The sequence below is a fragment of the Brevibacillus choshinensis genome (assembly GCF_016811915.1).
GTDB classification, from domain to species: Bacteria; Bacillota; Bacilli; order Brevibacillales; family Brevibacillaceae; genus Brevibacillus; species Brevibacillus choshinensis_A.
Window position 1 is genome coordinate 3803030 of the sequence record NZ_CP069127.1, and the last position, 15104, is coordinate 3818133.

The 15104-nt window shown below is 51.8% G+C and carries 10 protein-coding genes and 1 pseudogene; 1 reads left to right on the top strand and 10 read right to left on the bottom strand.

The window, feature by feature from the left end; all coding sequences use genetic code 11:
* Positions 1-35: 35 nt before the first annotated feature.
* The 7 genes and pseudogenes from JNE38_RS19155 to JNE38_RS19185 all read right to left on the bottom strand — a co-directional run bounded on the left by JNE38_RS19155 (position 36) and on the right by JNE38_RS19185 (position 9187).
* On the bottom strand, positions 36-1316 hold the full coding sequence (locus JNE38_RS19155; protein ID WP_203255214.1) for a dihydroorotase: 1281 nt from the start codon (positions 1314-1316) through the stop codon (positions 36-38).
* Entirely contained in the window at positions 1283-2230 is a 948-nt protein-coding gene (locus JNE38_RS19160) for an aspartate carbamoyltransferase catalytic subunit (protein ID WP_203255215.1), read from the bottom strand. The genes JNE38_RS19155 and JNE38_RS19160 overlap by 34 nt, the downstream gene beginning before the upstream one ends.
* 186 nt (positions 2231-2416) lie before the next feature.
* Positions 2417-3763, bottom strand: a complete 1347-nt coding sequence (locus JNE38_RS19165) for a solute carrier family 23 protein (protein ID WP_203255216.1) — start codon at positions 3761-3763, stop codon at positions 2417-2419.
* A gap of 158 nt (positions 3764-3921) precedes the next feature.
* Positions 3922-4461, bottom strand: a complete 540-nt coding sequence (gene pyrR / locus JNE38_RS19170) for a bifunctional pyr operon transcriptional regulator/uracil phosphoribosyltransferase PyrR (protein ID WP_203255217.1) — start codon at positions 4459-4461, stop codon at positions 3922-3924.
* 397 nt (positions 4462-4858) lie between these two features.
* Positions 4859-6490 carry a methyltransferase domain-containing protein gene (locus JNE38_RS19175; RefSeq protein WP_203255218.1) on the bottom strand — a complete coding sequence of 544 codons (1632 nt, stop codon included), beginning with the start codon at positions 6488-6490 and terminating at the stop codon, positions 4859-4861.
* Positions 6487-8082 (bottom strand): glycosyltransferase family 2 protein, encoded by a 1596-nt coding sequence (locus JNE38_RS19180; protein WP_203255219.1) that lies wholly within the window; start codon positions 8080-8082, stop codon positions 6487-6489. Before JNE38_RS19180 ends, JNE38_RS19175 begins: the two co-directional genes overlap by 4 nt.
* Positions 8079-9187 (bottom strand): annotated as a pseudogene (locus tag JNE38_RS19185) (tetratricopeptide repeat-containing glycosyltransferase family 2 protein). Before JNE38_RS19185 ends, JNE38_RS19180 begins: the two are co-directional and overlap by 4 nt.
* Positions 9188-9763: 576 nt before the next feature.
* Here JNE38_RS19185 and JNE38_RS30725 point away from each other — a divergent pair.
* A complete protein-coding gene (locus tag JNE38_RS30725) occupies positions 9764-11767 on the top strand; it encodes a hypothetical protein (RefSeq protein WP_238933376.1) in 2004 nt (667 codons plus the stop codon).
* A gap of 403 nt (positions 11768-12170) precedes the next feature.
* On the opposite strand, the gene JNE38_RS19195 is transcribed toward JNE38_RS30725, so the two are convergent.
* From JNE38_RS19195 to JNE38_RS19205, 3 genes are all read right to left on the bottom strand, one after another.
* Positions 12171-13538 (bottom strand): TolB family protein, encoded by a 1368-nt coding sequence (locus tag JNE38_RS19195; RefSeq protein ID WP_203255220.1) that lies wholly within the window; start codon positions 13536-13538, stop codon positions 12171-12173.
* Positions 13539-13706: 168 nt separating this feature from the next.
* Entirely contained in the window at positions 13707-14111 is a 405-nt protein-coding gene (locus JNE38_RS19200) for a VOC family protein (RefSeq protein ID WP_203255221.1), read from the bottom strand.
* A 14-nt stretch (positions 14112-14125) separates the two neighbouring features.
* Positions 14126-15055 (bottom strand): RluA family pseudouridine synthase, encoded by a 930-nt coding sequence (locus tag JNE38_RS19205; protein WP_203255222.1) that lies wholly within the window; start codon positions 15053-15055, stop codon positions 14126-14128.
* Between the last annotated feature and the right edge of the window lie 49 nt (positions 15056-15104).

Below are 15104 nucleotides of genomic sequence, written 5' to 3' on the forward strand. Positions count from 1 at the left end.
CACGATACCTCTGAGCAGCCTTTTTTGCCCGGCTCTTACACGTCTTGATGTACGATTTTGCCTTCTACCATGGTCATGACCGGCCAACCTTTGCAATCCCATCCAGCAAACGGTGTATTCGTTCCCTTGCTTGCAAACGTGGCTGGGTCTATTTTCTTCTCCGTCTCCAGATCGATGACAGTCAGGTCTGCTACAGCGCCAACTTCCAATCGTCCGTAAGGCAGTCCGAATGCGGCTGCTGGCTTGATGGTCAAGAGGTCGACCAGTTCTTTCAGCGTGAGCTCGCCTGTTTGGACAAAGTGGGTGTAGAGCAGCGGGAACGCCGTTTCAGAGCCCACGATTCCGAATGGAGCGCGTGCCATTCCGTTCGCTTTCTCTTCCGCTGTGTGCGGCGCGTGGTCTGTCGCGATCATATCGATCGTGCCGTCTTTCAGACCTGCGATCAGTGCCGCACGGTCTTCGCGGGAGCGCAGCGGCGGGTTCATCTTCCAATTGGTGTCCAGGTTCTCTGGAATATCTTCATCGCACAAGAGTAGGTGGTGCGGGGTTACCTCGCAGGTCACGTTGACTCCTGCGCGTTTGCCGTCGCGAACCAATCTGACGGATTCCTTTGCGCTGATGTGGCAGACGTGGTAGTGAACCCCTGTCTGCTCAGCCAGCAGAATGTCGCGTCCTACATGGATGGACTCGGACTCAGATGGAATGCCCGGAAGTCCGTGGCGTTTGGCCACTTCTCCGTCGTGCAGGGCAGCGCCCGGGATCAAGAGGTCGTCATCCTCGCAGTGAGCGACAATGGAGATGCCCAGCTCTTTTGCTGCTTGCATCGCCTTTTTCATCATCGCCGTGGATTGGACTCCCACCCCATCGTCCGTCAGTGCGAAGATGCCTGCTTCCTTCAATCCCGTGAAGTCGGTCAGCTCTTTGCCCAGCTGTCTTACCGTGATCGCACCGTACGGAATGACGCGTGCCATGCCTGCTTCACGTGCTTTGTCGAGGATGTAGGTGACTGTCTCGACGCTATCAATGGAAGGACGAGTGTTTGGCATGCAGCAGATCGTTGTGAAGCCGCCGCGTGCCGCTGCCTTCGCACCTGTTTCGATCGTTTCTTTATGTTCAAAGCCCGGCTCCCGCAAATGCACGTGCACATCGATGAGACCGGCACTGATTAAACCGCCTTTGCAATCTACCCACTCATGGGCGCCCTGTGGAATGGATTCTCCCATCGCCACGATTCGCCCGTCTTCCACCAATATTTCTACCGGGATCAATTCCCCCGCATGATTTAGTAGTTTGCCGTTACCAAGGATGGTTCCCATTTCAATTCGCTCCCTTTCAGTAGAGTTTCTAGCACAGCCATTCTCGCTGCGACTCCGTTGGTTACTTGTTTTTGGATCAGTGAAGTGCTGGATTCAACCAGATCCGTATGAATTTCTACTCCTCGGTTGACTGGAGCAGGGTGCATGATGACCGCATTCGGCTTCATCGCTTTTGCTCTCTCCAGGGTCAAGCCGTGCGCCTGATGATATTCTTCCTTGGAGATGTACAGGGATTCGCTATGGCGCTCCAGCTGCACCCGCAGCATCATGACGACATCCGCGGTCTGGATCGCTTCATCGATACCCACGACCTTGACGCCATTCGGGATTTGCGCCGGCTGCGGCATCATGCTCGCAGGTCCGGAGAGAAGCAGATTCATACCCAGCTTCGGCATCGCATGCAGATGTGAGCCGAGCACTCGGCTGTGGCGCAGGTCGCCGATGATCGCGACTGTCAGCCCTTCCAGGCGTCCAAACTGCTGCTTCATGGTCAAGAGGTCGAGCAAGCATTGGGTGGGATGCTCATTGGTTCCATCACCCGCATTGATCAGCCTGAGGTCCACGCTTCCAGCCAGCTCTTGCAGCAATCCTTCTTTTTTCGTGCGGATCACCGCTGCTTCCACGCCCATCGCTTCCAGCGTTCGGATCGTGTCGTAGACGGTCTCACCCTTCACTGCTGAGGAGGTTTCAGGAATGAAGTTTAACACGTGTGCCCCCAGACGCTTTTGAGCGACCTCAAAGGAAAAGCGCGTCCGAGTGCTGGCCTCGAAGAACAGATTGGCGACAAACCGTCCCCTCAGGACCTCAGCCTGCTCAGCAGGGCGATTCGCCCAGTAGGCGGAGCGGTCCAGCAGCCGTACAATCTGTTCTTTTGTCATGTCTTTCAAGCCAATCAGGTGACCCGTGTTGTTCATCGTGAATCCCTCCGTTTTATCTGATGTGATGAAAGAAAAAGCTTCTTGCCTTCGCGTAGCCGTCGTGGCTGGCGAGACAAGAAGCTGCTGGATGTCCTCCCCCGTTTTTTGCGCAGGGGAAACAGCGTTCTTTGCCTTGCCAGCCTCTCAGGACTGGATTTAAAGGAATGGGAACGTCACTTTCTTTTACGATTGTTCATTGTGCACTTCGCCCATCGCGGATTCCTTGCCTGGCAATATCACGTGCAGGATGATTCCGAGGAAGGTAGCGAATGCGATATTGTCGATGGTCAAGTCATTCAGGAAAGGAATGCCTGTACCTGCAAAGCTGATTTTGTAGCCGCCGATACCGGTTACCAGGATCGCTGCTGCCAGCACCATGTTGCGCTTGTTGGCGAAGTCCACTTTGTTCTCCACGTACATCCGCAGGCCTTGTGCCGCGATGATCCCGAACAGGATGATGGATACGCCGCCCAAAACCGGGGTCGGGATGCTCATCAAGAGCGTGCTGATTTTGCCGATGAAGGCGAACAGGATGGCCAGGACTGCTGCGAGGCCGATTACCATTTTACTGAATACGCGAGTAATTGCGAGGACCCCGATGTTTTCGCCGTACGTCGTCGCTGGAGGCCCACCGATGAAAGCTGCGAGCGAGGTAGCGATACCGTCACCCAGCAAGCTGCGGTGCAAGCCAGGATCTTTCATCAGATCGCGGTCCATTACTTTGCTCGTTACCAGAAGGTGTCCCAAATGCTCGGCCAGCGTCACGAACGCGACCGGTGCGATCACCAGCGCCGCAATCCATGCGGTTGGATTCCCCATCGCTGCTGTTACCTCGCCGAACTTGAAGTGTGTCGTAAACATTTCTCCAATACCGACAATCCATGGTGCGTCCGCTACTTTTTTCAAGTCGATCAAATCCGGGTGACGCAAAAGCGTGTAAACATAGCCTACGATGATACCGATCAGAATCGGGATCAGACCCAGGAAACCGCGGAGCATGACTGCAGCCAGGATGGTGACGATCATGGTGACCAAGGAAATCTCGATGGAAGTCAGGGACAGTTGCGATTGTCCATCTACCGTTACCTTTGTTGCCATGTCTACGGCTACACCCGCAAGGCTCAAACCGATGACTACGATGACAGAAGCGATCACGACTGGCGGCAGTACTTTATCAATCCATTTCACACCGGCCTTTTTCACGATGGCTGCCACGATGATGTAGACCAGACCGGAGAGGAAACATCCGAGCAAGGCGGTCCCGACTCCATGTGATGCTGTGACTGCGATGATCGGTCCGATGAAAGCAAAGGAGGAGCCCAGGTAGTTGGGGAGCTTCCCTTTCGTGATCCACAGGAACAGGAGCGTGCCGAGCCCGCTCGTAAACAGCGCTGTAGCTGGATCCAGCCCGGTCAGGATCGGTACGAGAACCGTCGAGCCGAACATGGCGAATAAGTGTTGGATGGATAATGGCAATAATTTTTTCAGTTCGGGCGTTTCGTTTACATCGATGAAATTTTTCTGGCTCATCTATAGGTTCCCCCTGTGTTTCTTTGATTCTGCCACATTCAAACAAAAAGCCTCTTTGCGCAGGCACAAAGAGGCTACCTTCTCCATGGACATGGGAAGTGTACTGCCTCTTGCCGACCTCACGGGATCGTTTTTAAAGAGGTGTCATTCAGTTATCTTTAGAGGAGCTGCCTGATGGAGACGATGTCCATCATATCTACCTCAGCGAGCTGCACATCGACAATCTCCGTTCGTGCAGTCGGTACGTTTTTACCCACAAAGTCTGGTCGGATCGGCAGTTCACGATGTCCGCGATCAACCAGTACGGCCAGCTGAATCATGCGTGGTCGTCCGTTATCGATCAGTGCGTCCAGTGCCGCTCGTACCGTGCGTCCTGTGTAGAGCACATCGTCTACCAGAATGACCGTTTTGCCTGTAATCTGATCGGGAAGCTGAGAGCCCTGCAGGACTGCATCTTCTGACTTGTGCTGCAGGTCATCCCGATAGAACGTAATGTCCAGCTCACCGACCGGCACCTTTACATTCTCGATCAGTTCGATCCGCTCCACCAGACGCTGCGCGAGGTAAATCCCTCTCGTCTTGATTCCTACGATGATGCAATCTTCCACACCCTTGTTCCGCTCGATGATTTCGTGAGCGATTCGTGTGAGTGCGCGGCGGATAGCCGCTTCGTCCATGATGACACTTTTGCTAATCATCTGATTACCCCCCTCGACGGGAACTGTGGACTCAAGAAAAAAGGCTTCTTGTCAGGAGACAAGAAGCCACTGGACATGACAGCATCAGCGCAGGAAAGCTTGCCCGCTTTTTAGCTGTCGTGTCGATTCCGTGCCCTTGCCAGCCTCACTGGACTGGATTTAAAGGTTCCATTCGTCATGTAGGATTATGTCACGAATCGGGGCGGCTGTCAACGGAAAACGGGACAATTTTTATAAAGAATTTTATTCAAACCCATCTCCGCGTTTACTTACACTAAAAATAAAGCGTCTTTGGCAGCTCCATTTCCCTATTTGTTCAGAGAGCGTATGGACAAGCAAAAGGAAAAGTTGGTGGTCTCGCCTTTCCCTCATTCGAATCCATTAAATTGGTCATGATTTATCTGTAGACTGCAAGCATTTGCTTTCCGTACCAATAAGTATAGTCCATTTTCGAGCAATCAATGACTTGCAAAGTGTCTAGATGAAAATGATTGATTGCATAAGGAAAGTCCTCGTAATCGAAACGATAAACATGTTCTTTTGATAACGGGTGCTCTTGAAATGGCACTAACACGATCAATACTTGACGTGTATGTTTCGCCATTTCCTCCATGACCTTATGCGGATCAGAAAAATGCTCAAGAATGTTGGAAGTATACACAACGTCAAACATTACTTCTTCATCAAGCTGAAAAATGTCACGTTCTAAAAATTGAATGCGAGGATATTGCGTGGATGCCTTTTCTATGGCGATTGGCGAGAGATCAATCCCTGTCAATCGATTGTTTTGAAAAGCGTAGGAGAGTAATTCCAGACCATCACCTTCCGCACATCCGATATCTGCTATCGTGTAACGATGAAGACGGATATCTTGCAGCAAGGCGGGAGGGAGGTTCTGTATGGTTATTTGAGCAAAGAATCTGGTTTGTTTCTTTCCATGCAGGAGTTCCCAGTCTGTCTGAAATCGGTTATTCCAATACGCTTTACTGTTCATTGCATTTGCTTCTTCACGAGAATCGCTGCCTTTCTCCTCAACGATTAGTCGAGAAATGGTCTGCACGGCCGTTTTCGCCCGATTCTCCCATGAATGCTGCCTAAGAAAAAGGGCTATCTCCTCTTCCATATAGGGAGCCTCCAATAGTTGTTCGATCTTCTTAATCCATTCAGAAGCGGACAAAGCCGTTTCGACAAATGGGCATTGGACTGCTTCGCGAATCGCTGTTGAAATAACAGGAATTCCAGCAGCCAAATATTCATACATCTTTATCGGCGAACTGCTATGCGTCATATCCTTAACAGTGAACGGTATCATTCCAATGGAAAAATGGCCAACATAGCGAGGAAGTTCTTGATATGATTTTCGGCCTAGAAAATAAATGTTTTGAATGGTCCGCAGCTCCGATTCTAACCCAATATAATCAGGCCCTACCATGACGAATGACCATTCGGGACGAAGTTTTGCCATCTCCTGCAGCAAGTTTACGTCCAGCCACTGAGCAATCGACCCCATGAAACCGATAATGGGTGGATTGATCGCCTGCATGTCATCCGGGATTGATAACAACTTCGATTTACCGAAATGATCTAATTCTGCTGCATTCGGCAGCAAGAGAACAGGTTTCTCCGGGTATAGCTTTGAGACAATCTGCAATAATCGCCTGCTCACAACTGTAATTAAATCAGCTTTTTGCATCGCGTCATACAAATCACTATTATTCCATACAGCAAACTCATCCGTTGCTTCGTCGATGTAATCAAATACCAAGAAATCAGCGCGATACGTTTCTTTTAATCGATAATGAGGAGCATGTGTCACCCATAGCACCGTAAAATCATCAGTCGGATCTAGGTTTGCTTCAGCTTCCGTAATGTGAACTTGATCTTGGTAATACGTTCCCCCTGAATTTCGACCATACTCTTGAAAAATGGCTCTGTGGCCAAGAGAGGCGAATGCCCTCATTAATTGCTGGGGCCTCTGAAATACAAGCCATCCTTCCCAGTGAATCGTCGGTGGGTATATGATCCTCACGCAGGAGATCCCTCCCTTTCTTCTTCAACCCATGGAACGAGGTTTGGACAATCGTCGAGTATAGACAAGTATTGTTCGCGCCACCCGAATTTTGCCTCTGGATCCAGGCTTAAAAAGCGCTCATATTTCTCCAATCGATCTTCCCATTTTGCCCAACCGTAATGTTTCAATCGTATTGGGGAAATCGTATTGGGAAGTTGAAAGATATTCTCCGGAAACCGTCCACAATGTTGGGGGGCTACTTTCCAGCGGTATTCAAAGTGCGGACGATAGCGAAGAAGGAAGGGGCGGTATGTAAAGTGAGCGCACCAATACGAGTCTTCACGGTAATGGGTCTCATTCCAGAAATCAAAAAGGCGAAAATTATACAGATCAATGTCCTTTCGAGAAATCAAGTCGTTTACTTCTGTTTTGAATCTCTCCTCAAAAAGTTCGTCTGCATCCAAATTTAATATCCACTCTGGATTGGTTTTGATCGTTTCTTCCCATTGTTGTCTTCTCAATTCGATTTCATTGGTGAACTTCGATACTTCATTTCTGATTATGCGAAGGGGAATGCCTTTGAGGAGTTCCCGGCAGACCTCGACTGTGTCATCCCTACTCCCGTCGTCTATGATTACGGCGTTATCGATGTAAGCTCGGTGCTGAATCAGTGCTTTTTTCAGATATCGATTCGCTTCATTTTTTACAACCATCGATAACGTTATTTGGGGTCGCTTCGGAATGTAAGCGCCCCACGGGAAACCCAGAACTTCTCGTGCCTGAATTGGGCGATTATGCTGGTTTTTACGAAAATCTTGCATGAACTGTTCAGCTTTAGCCAAATCTGATTTTCGATATATGTGAAATGCAGGATATTCCGTATCCACAAATAGAGAAAATCCAAAGGCAGCTGCGCGTATGCAAAAATGACGGTCTTCACCCCAAAAGGATAAATTCTTTATTTGAGAAAAATGGACGCCAGCTAATAGTACCTTTCGGCTGATGAGTGTACAGGCCCCTAAACCACCAACTTCATAGATCCCAGGTTTTTTCAATTGCGAGAGAAATGCTGTATACCTTGCTTCTTTTTCTGCTTCGGTAACATTCTCACCACGTTCTTGCTCGTATTGCGTGTAAACATCCTTTAACCAAACTTGCGGCTGAGGAGTGGCTTCAGGCTGCCACCGTGTCCAAAAAATCTCTGCAACGATATCCTTCTGTTTTTTTACCAAATGCTCGATTGTTTGTGGGTGTACGAGCACATCTGAGTCGATTAGAAACAAATAATCATAGCTGCCGTTCAATGCACGTCGAATGATTTCGTTTTTAAATTCAGCCACTTTCCAAATCAATGATTCACTCCAGTAGTGCGTCGCTTCGTCCCGTATATAGAGATCACCGGAATTCGCTTCGATAATCTCGACGTGCAGGTTGTTCTCCCTAAAGGATCGCAGCATCTCGCTTGAGTTGCTTTTTTCATTATCATCAATAAATAGGAAATGCAGCTCTACGCTCTCCTTATTCAAAGCAAGCAAGCTCTCCAAAAAAAGACGCAAGATCTCCGGTTCTTGGTGCACTGGGCTTCCGATGAGTATGCGCCTTCTGTTCATCCTCTTTTTTCCTCCGTCGAAATTTCTCCATCGTTCGTGATGGATAACTTAGACTCCAGGTACTTTTTATTATGTAAGATTTTTTCATCATCGGGCCTGTATTCCCGCGCCTTCTCATTGTGTTCATACGCACGCTCGTATTCTCCCAACCGGTCGTAACAAACACATAATTGCAAGTGAGGAAGCCATGTCGAACAAGCATGATTCGCTATTCCCCAGGAATAATCGTTACGACTCGCAATGGCTGTCTCATACCAATAACTCGCAGCCTTGTATTGGCCCTTCTCGAGAAAATAATAGCCCAGTCTGCAGCACTGTTGAGCACGTGGCCGATCAAATAAGAAGGAACGAAGGATCCACGCAATCTCCTGTTCATAATCCCGAATTTCATGGTAGCAATCAGCAAGGCGGTCACATGCCGAAACGTTATCTTCCAACCATCCCTTCCCTGATTGCAGAAATTTTTCATAGTAATAAATCGCCCGATCGTATATTTTGTGGTCTTTCAGTTCATTTGCATAATAGAAAATGTCACGAGGTGTAAAGATCTCCCCTGCAGCCAATCGTTTTTCGTAAATCCGTAAATTGCGATCACAGAAATGGGGACGGGGGTTGTGGATAATAGCTATATCACTTTCAAAAATGTTCCCCCGACTTCCAGATACTCGTGAATGGGGCCCACCCATCTGAAGCCATTTTGACGTTTTACCAACCGGTTTCGTCGGAGGCTCGAAACTACATTACCGTATTCATCAAACGCGAGTTGATACTCCATGGATATCGAATCATAGGAGTGATCGAGCGTGTTTTTTAACATACGGAGCTTCAGCTGGTCTTCAGGCTTTAGGATGTCATCAGCATCAAGCCAAAAAATGTAATCCATGCTTGCCAAACTGAAGGAATAATTACGAGCTGCCGCGAAGTCGTCCATCCATTCAAAATCATATAATTTCGTCGTGTATTGCGTGCATATTTGCTTCGTACGATCTGTTGAACCCGTGTCGACGATGATAATTTCTTCCATCATATCTTGAACGGAGGACAAACATCGTGCGATGCAGTCCTCCTCGTTTTTCACAATCATGCATAGGCTTATGCTCATCAAAATAGGCCCCTCCATCTTGTGAAATCCATGTTGCTTTACATCCATATGCTCTGGACAAACGTTGATATGAAAGGGTAAATCATGGGACATTGTCGAGTTGCTTATGGATGTTAAGGGCTCACTTTAACAAGCCTGATCGAAGCATTAACGATGGTTTGGCCATCCAGCGTAGTAACCAGGATATCAGGAGTTGCACCCACATTTCGTAAAGTAAGCGTAGCTGCCGCTGGGAGAGTGAGAATAGCCGAACCAACAAGGGTTAGGGCTATTTCGTTTCCAACGCTTTGCTGTCCGAAAATGGTAGAGGCCTGCACGACTCCATTTACAACCACTCCATAAGCGATAGAATCCGTGCTGGGCTGCATACCGGTTGTAACTTCAAATAAAACCAAATAATCGCCTGCAACTGCCACAGTAACTGGAGCCGTTCCAGCAACATGTGTGACCCCTCCCGAACTTGGGCCATTCGTACTGAAACTAACATCTGTGCCTGCGTTGACAGTCTGTGCTCCTCTATTAAAGAAATACCCATATGCAGTAGTGACAGTCGGACCAGTCGGACCAGTGCTACCTGTGGTGCCAGTGGTTCCAGTCGTGCCAGTCGTGCCAGTGGTTCCCGTTGCTCCCGTTGCTCCCGTGGTTCCCGTCGCTCCTGTTGCTCCTGTTGCTCCTGTTGATCCTGTTGCTCCCGTGGTTCCTGTTGATCCGGTGGTTCCTGTCGCGCCTGTGGAGCCCGTTGCTCCCGTTGCTCCCGTGGTTCCTGTTGGTCCCGTCGCTCCGGTGGCTCCGGTGGCTCCTGTCGCGCCTGTTGCTCCTGTTGCTCCGGTAGTTCCTGTCGCGCCTGTCGCGCCTGTGGAGCCCGTTGCTCCCGTTGCTCCCGTCGCTCCCGTGGTTCCTGTTGGTCCCGTCGCTCCCGTGGTTCCTGATGGTCCGGTGGCTCCGGTGGCTCCCGTCGATCCGGTGGCTCCTGTCGCGCCTGTTGCTCCTGTTGCTCCGGTGGTTCCTGTCGCGCCTGTCGCGCCTGTTGCTCCCGTCGCTCCAGTGGTTCCTGTTGGTCCGGTGGCTCCCGTGGTCCCCGTCGATCCGGTGGCTCCTGTCGCGCCTGTCGCGCCTGTTGCGCTTGTTGCTCCCGTTGTTCCTGTTGGTCCTGTCGCGCCTGTCGGTCCTGTTGCGCCTGTTGGTCCGGTCGCTCCGGTGGCTCCTGAGGTTCCCGTCGATCCGGTGGTTCCTGTCGCGCCTGTGGCGCCTGTGGCGCCTGTTGCTCCCGTTGCTCCCGTTGCTCCCGTGGTTCCTGTTGATCCGGTGGCTCCTGTCGATCCAGTGGTTCCTGTTGATCCGGTGGCTCCGGTTGTTCCCGTCGGTCCCGTCTCTCCCGTTGCTCCAGTTGATCCGGTAGCTCCGGTTGGTCCGGTGGCTCCTGTCGATCCGGTGGCTCCCGTTGATCCGGTGGCTCCCGTTGACCCAGTTGTTCCGGTGGCTCCTGTTGACCCAGTTGTTCCGGTGGCTCCTGTCGATCCGGTGGCTCCCGTTGATCCGGTGGCTCCCGTTGACCCAGTTGTTCCGGTGGCTCCTGTTGACCCAGTTGTTCCGGTGGCTCCTGTCGATCCGGTGGCTCCCGTTGATCCAGTTGGTCCGGTTGGTCCGGTTGGTCCGGTTGGTCCGGTTGGTCCGGTTGGTCCGGTTGGTCCGGTTGGTCCGGTGGTTCCCGTTGATCCCGTCGTTCCCGTTGCCCCAGTGGCTCCGGTTGGTCCGGTGGCTCCCGTCTCTCCCGTCTCTCCAGTGACTCCGGTTATTCCGGTGGTTCCGGTGGTTCCGGTGGTTCCGGTGGCTCCCGTTGCCCCAGTAGTTCCTGTCGCTCCGGTGGCTCCCGTCTCTCCCGTTGTTCCCGTTGCCCCAGTGGCTCCGGTTGGTCCGGTGGCTCCCGTCTCTCCCGTGGCTCCAGTGGCTCCGGTTGGTCCGGTGGCTCCCGTGGCTCCAGTGACTCCGGTTGGTCCGGTGGCTCCCGTCGCTCCAGTGACTCCGGTTATTCCGGTGGTTCCGGTGGTTCCGGTGGTTCCCGTCTCTCCGGTGGCTCCAGTGGCTCCGGTTGTTCCGGTGGCTCCCGTCTCTCCAGTTGTTCCAGTTGCCCCAGTGGCTCCCGTTGTTCCGGTGGCTCCCGTCTCTCCCGTTACTCCCGTTGCCCCAGTGGCTCCCGTCTCTCCCGTTACTCCCGTTGCCCCGGTGGCTCCCGTCTCTCCCGTTGTTCCCGTTGCCCCAGTGGCTCCGGTTGGTCCGGTGGCTCCCGTCTCTCCCGTTGTTCCCGTTGCCCCAGTGGCTCCTGTGGCTCCTGTGGTTCCCGTCTCTCCGGTGGCTCCCGTGGTTCCTGATGCTCCTGCTGCTCCCGTGGTTCCTGTGGTACCTGTGGCTCCAGTTACTCCGGTGGCCCCTGTGGCTCCCGCTGCTCCCGTTGCTCCAGTTGCTCCGGTGGCCCCTGTGGCTCCCGTCGGGCAAGGATGGCAAGGAGATACAGTTGGTATCGGTCCGGGGAAAATCATGGGACACCCCGGAGGAGGGAAATTGAGCAGCAAACCATTTTTATGAAAGACGTGGGCCCAACTTCTTAGCACACTTCCTCCTCCTTCCCTTGCCTCAATCTATCTTTATCTTGAATGACTCATCAACGATCGTTTCGAAGATGATGTCCTTTAATTGAGATTCGTTTACTGCGAATTTATTTATATTCAATTCGTAGTCATAAGTTGATTCCAATACGGTAAAAGTCAAACCACGTTGACTGTTGTTTTACTCCGTTTTCATTGAGGTATCTGCCCAAGGGATGATAAAGCAATTGATTCACTCCAGTAAGAACAAAAAAAGCGACAGCCTTGGAGGGGATAATCCCCACTTGGCTGTCGCAATAGCAAAACGTCCTCTCCGTTAACTTAGCGTCTACTGCCTGTCTATCACTTTATGAACCTGCCTCGTCCTTTTTTATCTTTGCTCATTACTTCGACAAGCTCGCAGCTGTTGGTTCACTGACCCAATACACGCTGATCCAAGGCGGAAGATAGCTGCCATAATACCCGATATCGCCGATCACATCGCTGAGTATTTCGGTTTCTTTCCCCTGCGCCGCCAAGATTAGGGAACCCTTCTGCGCCCGATCGGCCCGCACAAAGAGGAGCTGCTTCCCGTCAGGCGATGGTGATGGGAAATAGTCGGCTGTCTGCACCGTGCCTTGTGTCACCTGCTTGGCTGGCGCTCCTGCTTCCTGCCGCCAGATCCGTTGACCGGGTACCATCACTTTTTGTGGATCATAGTGATATTCCGTTCCTTTCCCTCGAGTGAAGAACAGAGAATACGGGGCTGCAGTCGTCCACGTGGGCATCGTGTCCACGCTGTCCTGCGGGCTAGCCGATACGACCTTGCCGCTCGGATCAGCCAGCTTCAAGTGCTTGTTATAGGTCGCCATGCGATCAGTCCCATCGATAAATGCAAGCTGTTTGCCATCCGGCGACCAGCGGAGCCATTGGGGATGGATCAGTCCCGTCCCCAGCTCTACCGGTTTCTTGTCAGGATGACTCATGTCAAACAGCCCAATGGGAACCCCATCCGCTGACAAGGAAGCAGAGTTGTACTGCAAATAGTACCCGACGTGAGCGCCGTCCGGGGAGATGGCCATCGCTCGCGCTGCCCACGCGTAGATGCCTTCCTCTACATTTGGCGGCGCGGCAATGGGATACGTCGAGACCGTTTTCCCTGTCAAATCACGCACAACCAAAGTCATGGCGCGATCTTTCGCCGCTGCTGTCGATACGAGAAGCTGCTTTCCATCCGGCATCCAGGAAAAATCAACGAAATCGACTTCCTTTGCCGTATGTACCACATCCGCCTGATTGTGCTTGATTTCCTTGATCACAAAGGAGGACTTGGGATCTTCTGTACTCCCGGTCTGCACGAAATAAGCGATCTTCAGGTCCGCAGGTGACCATTTGGGCTGATCCATGATAGGACGGTCATCTACCTGAAAGGCCCCGCTTCCATCTGCCTTGACTGCCCATAAGAAGCCCGGTGCCGAATACGTATCGCTCCCTTTGTACTTCATGAACAGCAGCCATTCCCCATTTGCTGACCACCCTACGATTTGCGCCAGGCCATCCTTCTCGACTTGCTGCGGCTTCGCACCCGGGAGCCGAGCATCCAGCAGCCACAGATTATTCTCACGGGTAAAGGCTATCTTGGCAGGAATGCCGCTTCTACTTACTCGTGCAGGCTGATCGGACTGTTCCTTCGCACACACCTGCCCTCCCCCTGCAGCAAGCATGACTACGATGCTCATGACATTCGTCCATGCTCTCCATCTTTTACGCATAAGCTTCTCCTCCTCATCATGGAAATGGATATGAGAAAACCTCCATGACGCCTTTTTCCCGATGTTCGTGTGCAGCAGGTTTCTATCGTCATGAGGCAAAGAAAAAACGCCAAGGATGATGTGAATCGATCTTCCCTAGCGTTTTCCATTCCTTCGTCGTTTATGTAGCTACGAGAAGGATACAGTCTGCAGCAGCAAATATTGATTTCCGTAAAGATCCGTAAAAACCGCCTCGGTCCCGTACATGACGTCCCGAGGCTCCCCCAAGAATGTCACGCCATTTTGACGAAATTGCTCATAAGTCGAATAAAAGTCGTCCGTCTGCCACACCCACATCGGGTTTTTCCCCACGAGTGCGAGCATCTGCTGAGCTACATCTTCGCTGTGCCAGTCAGTAGGATCGTGCAGCACGATTTCGAGCTCCTGCTCTGGCAGCCCAATGGTGAGCCAGCGAGAGCCGTCATCCATTCGAGAGTCCATGCGTTTTTCGAAACCGAGCTTATCTGTATAAAACTGCAGTGCCTCTTCGCAGTCACGCACATACAGCGTCACATGCGCCAGCTTCTTCAACATTCGGATCCCCGCCCCTACGCTTGTTTGAGGAAGTTGATGATGTCTGCCAGATCCCCTGGCATCGGAGCTTCGAATTCCAGCTGCTCCCCTGTCCGAGGATGCGTGAAGCCAAGCGTCTTGGCGTGCAGCGCCTGTCCGTCAAGCTCCAGCGTGTTCTTCGGACCATATTTCGGATCGCCTGCGAGCGGGTAACCGATATACTTCATATGGACGCGGATCTGATGCGTCCGGTCAGTTTCTAGCTTCAGCTCCACCAGCGTATACTCCTTGTAGCGCTCGAGCACGATAAAATGCGTCACTGCTGGTTTACTGTTCTCGAAAACAACCGCCATCTGCTGGCGATTCTTTGGATCGCGTCCGATAGGAGCATCGATCGTCCCCATCTCGTGCGGGATCACGCCGTGAACGATTGCTACGTACTTGCGATTGACCGTATGCTCCTTCAGCTGTTCGGCGAGCCCCATATGCGCTTTGTCATTTTTGGCGACCATCAAAAGCCCTGAGGTGTCCTTGTCAATCCGGTGGACAATGCCTGGGCGCAGTACGCCATTGATTCCCGACAAATCCTTGCAGTGCGCGAGAAGTCCGTTTACCAGCGTACCGCTGTAATGTCCGGGCGCAGGATGCACCACGAGACCCCGCGGCTTGTTGACGACAACCACGTCCGAGTCCTCGTACACAATGTCCAGTGACATCGATTCCGGCTGAATGGCCATCTCTTTCGGCGGTGGAACTCGCAGCGTGATTTCATCGTCTTCCTGCAGCTTGTAGTTGTTTTTTACGGGTTCTCCGTTTACTGTGACACGCCCTTCCTTGATCCAGGCTTGCACCTGCGAGCGTGACCAATCCTCGTTTTGCGTGGTGATATATTTGTCGATCCGCTCGTTGTGGTCAGTCGAATCTACCGTCCAATCATATCGTTCAAACAATTGCGTGTCGTTCATGTAAGTCTCCTCATCAAATTACTGTCCAAACTATCGCTAGTATCATCGA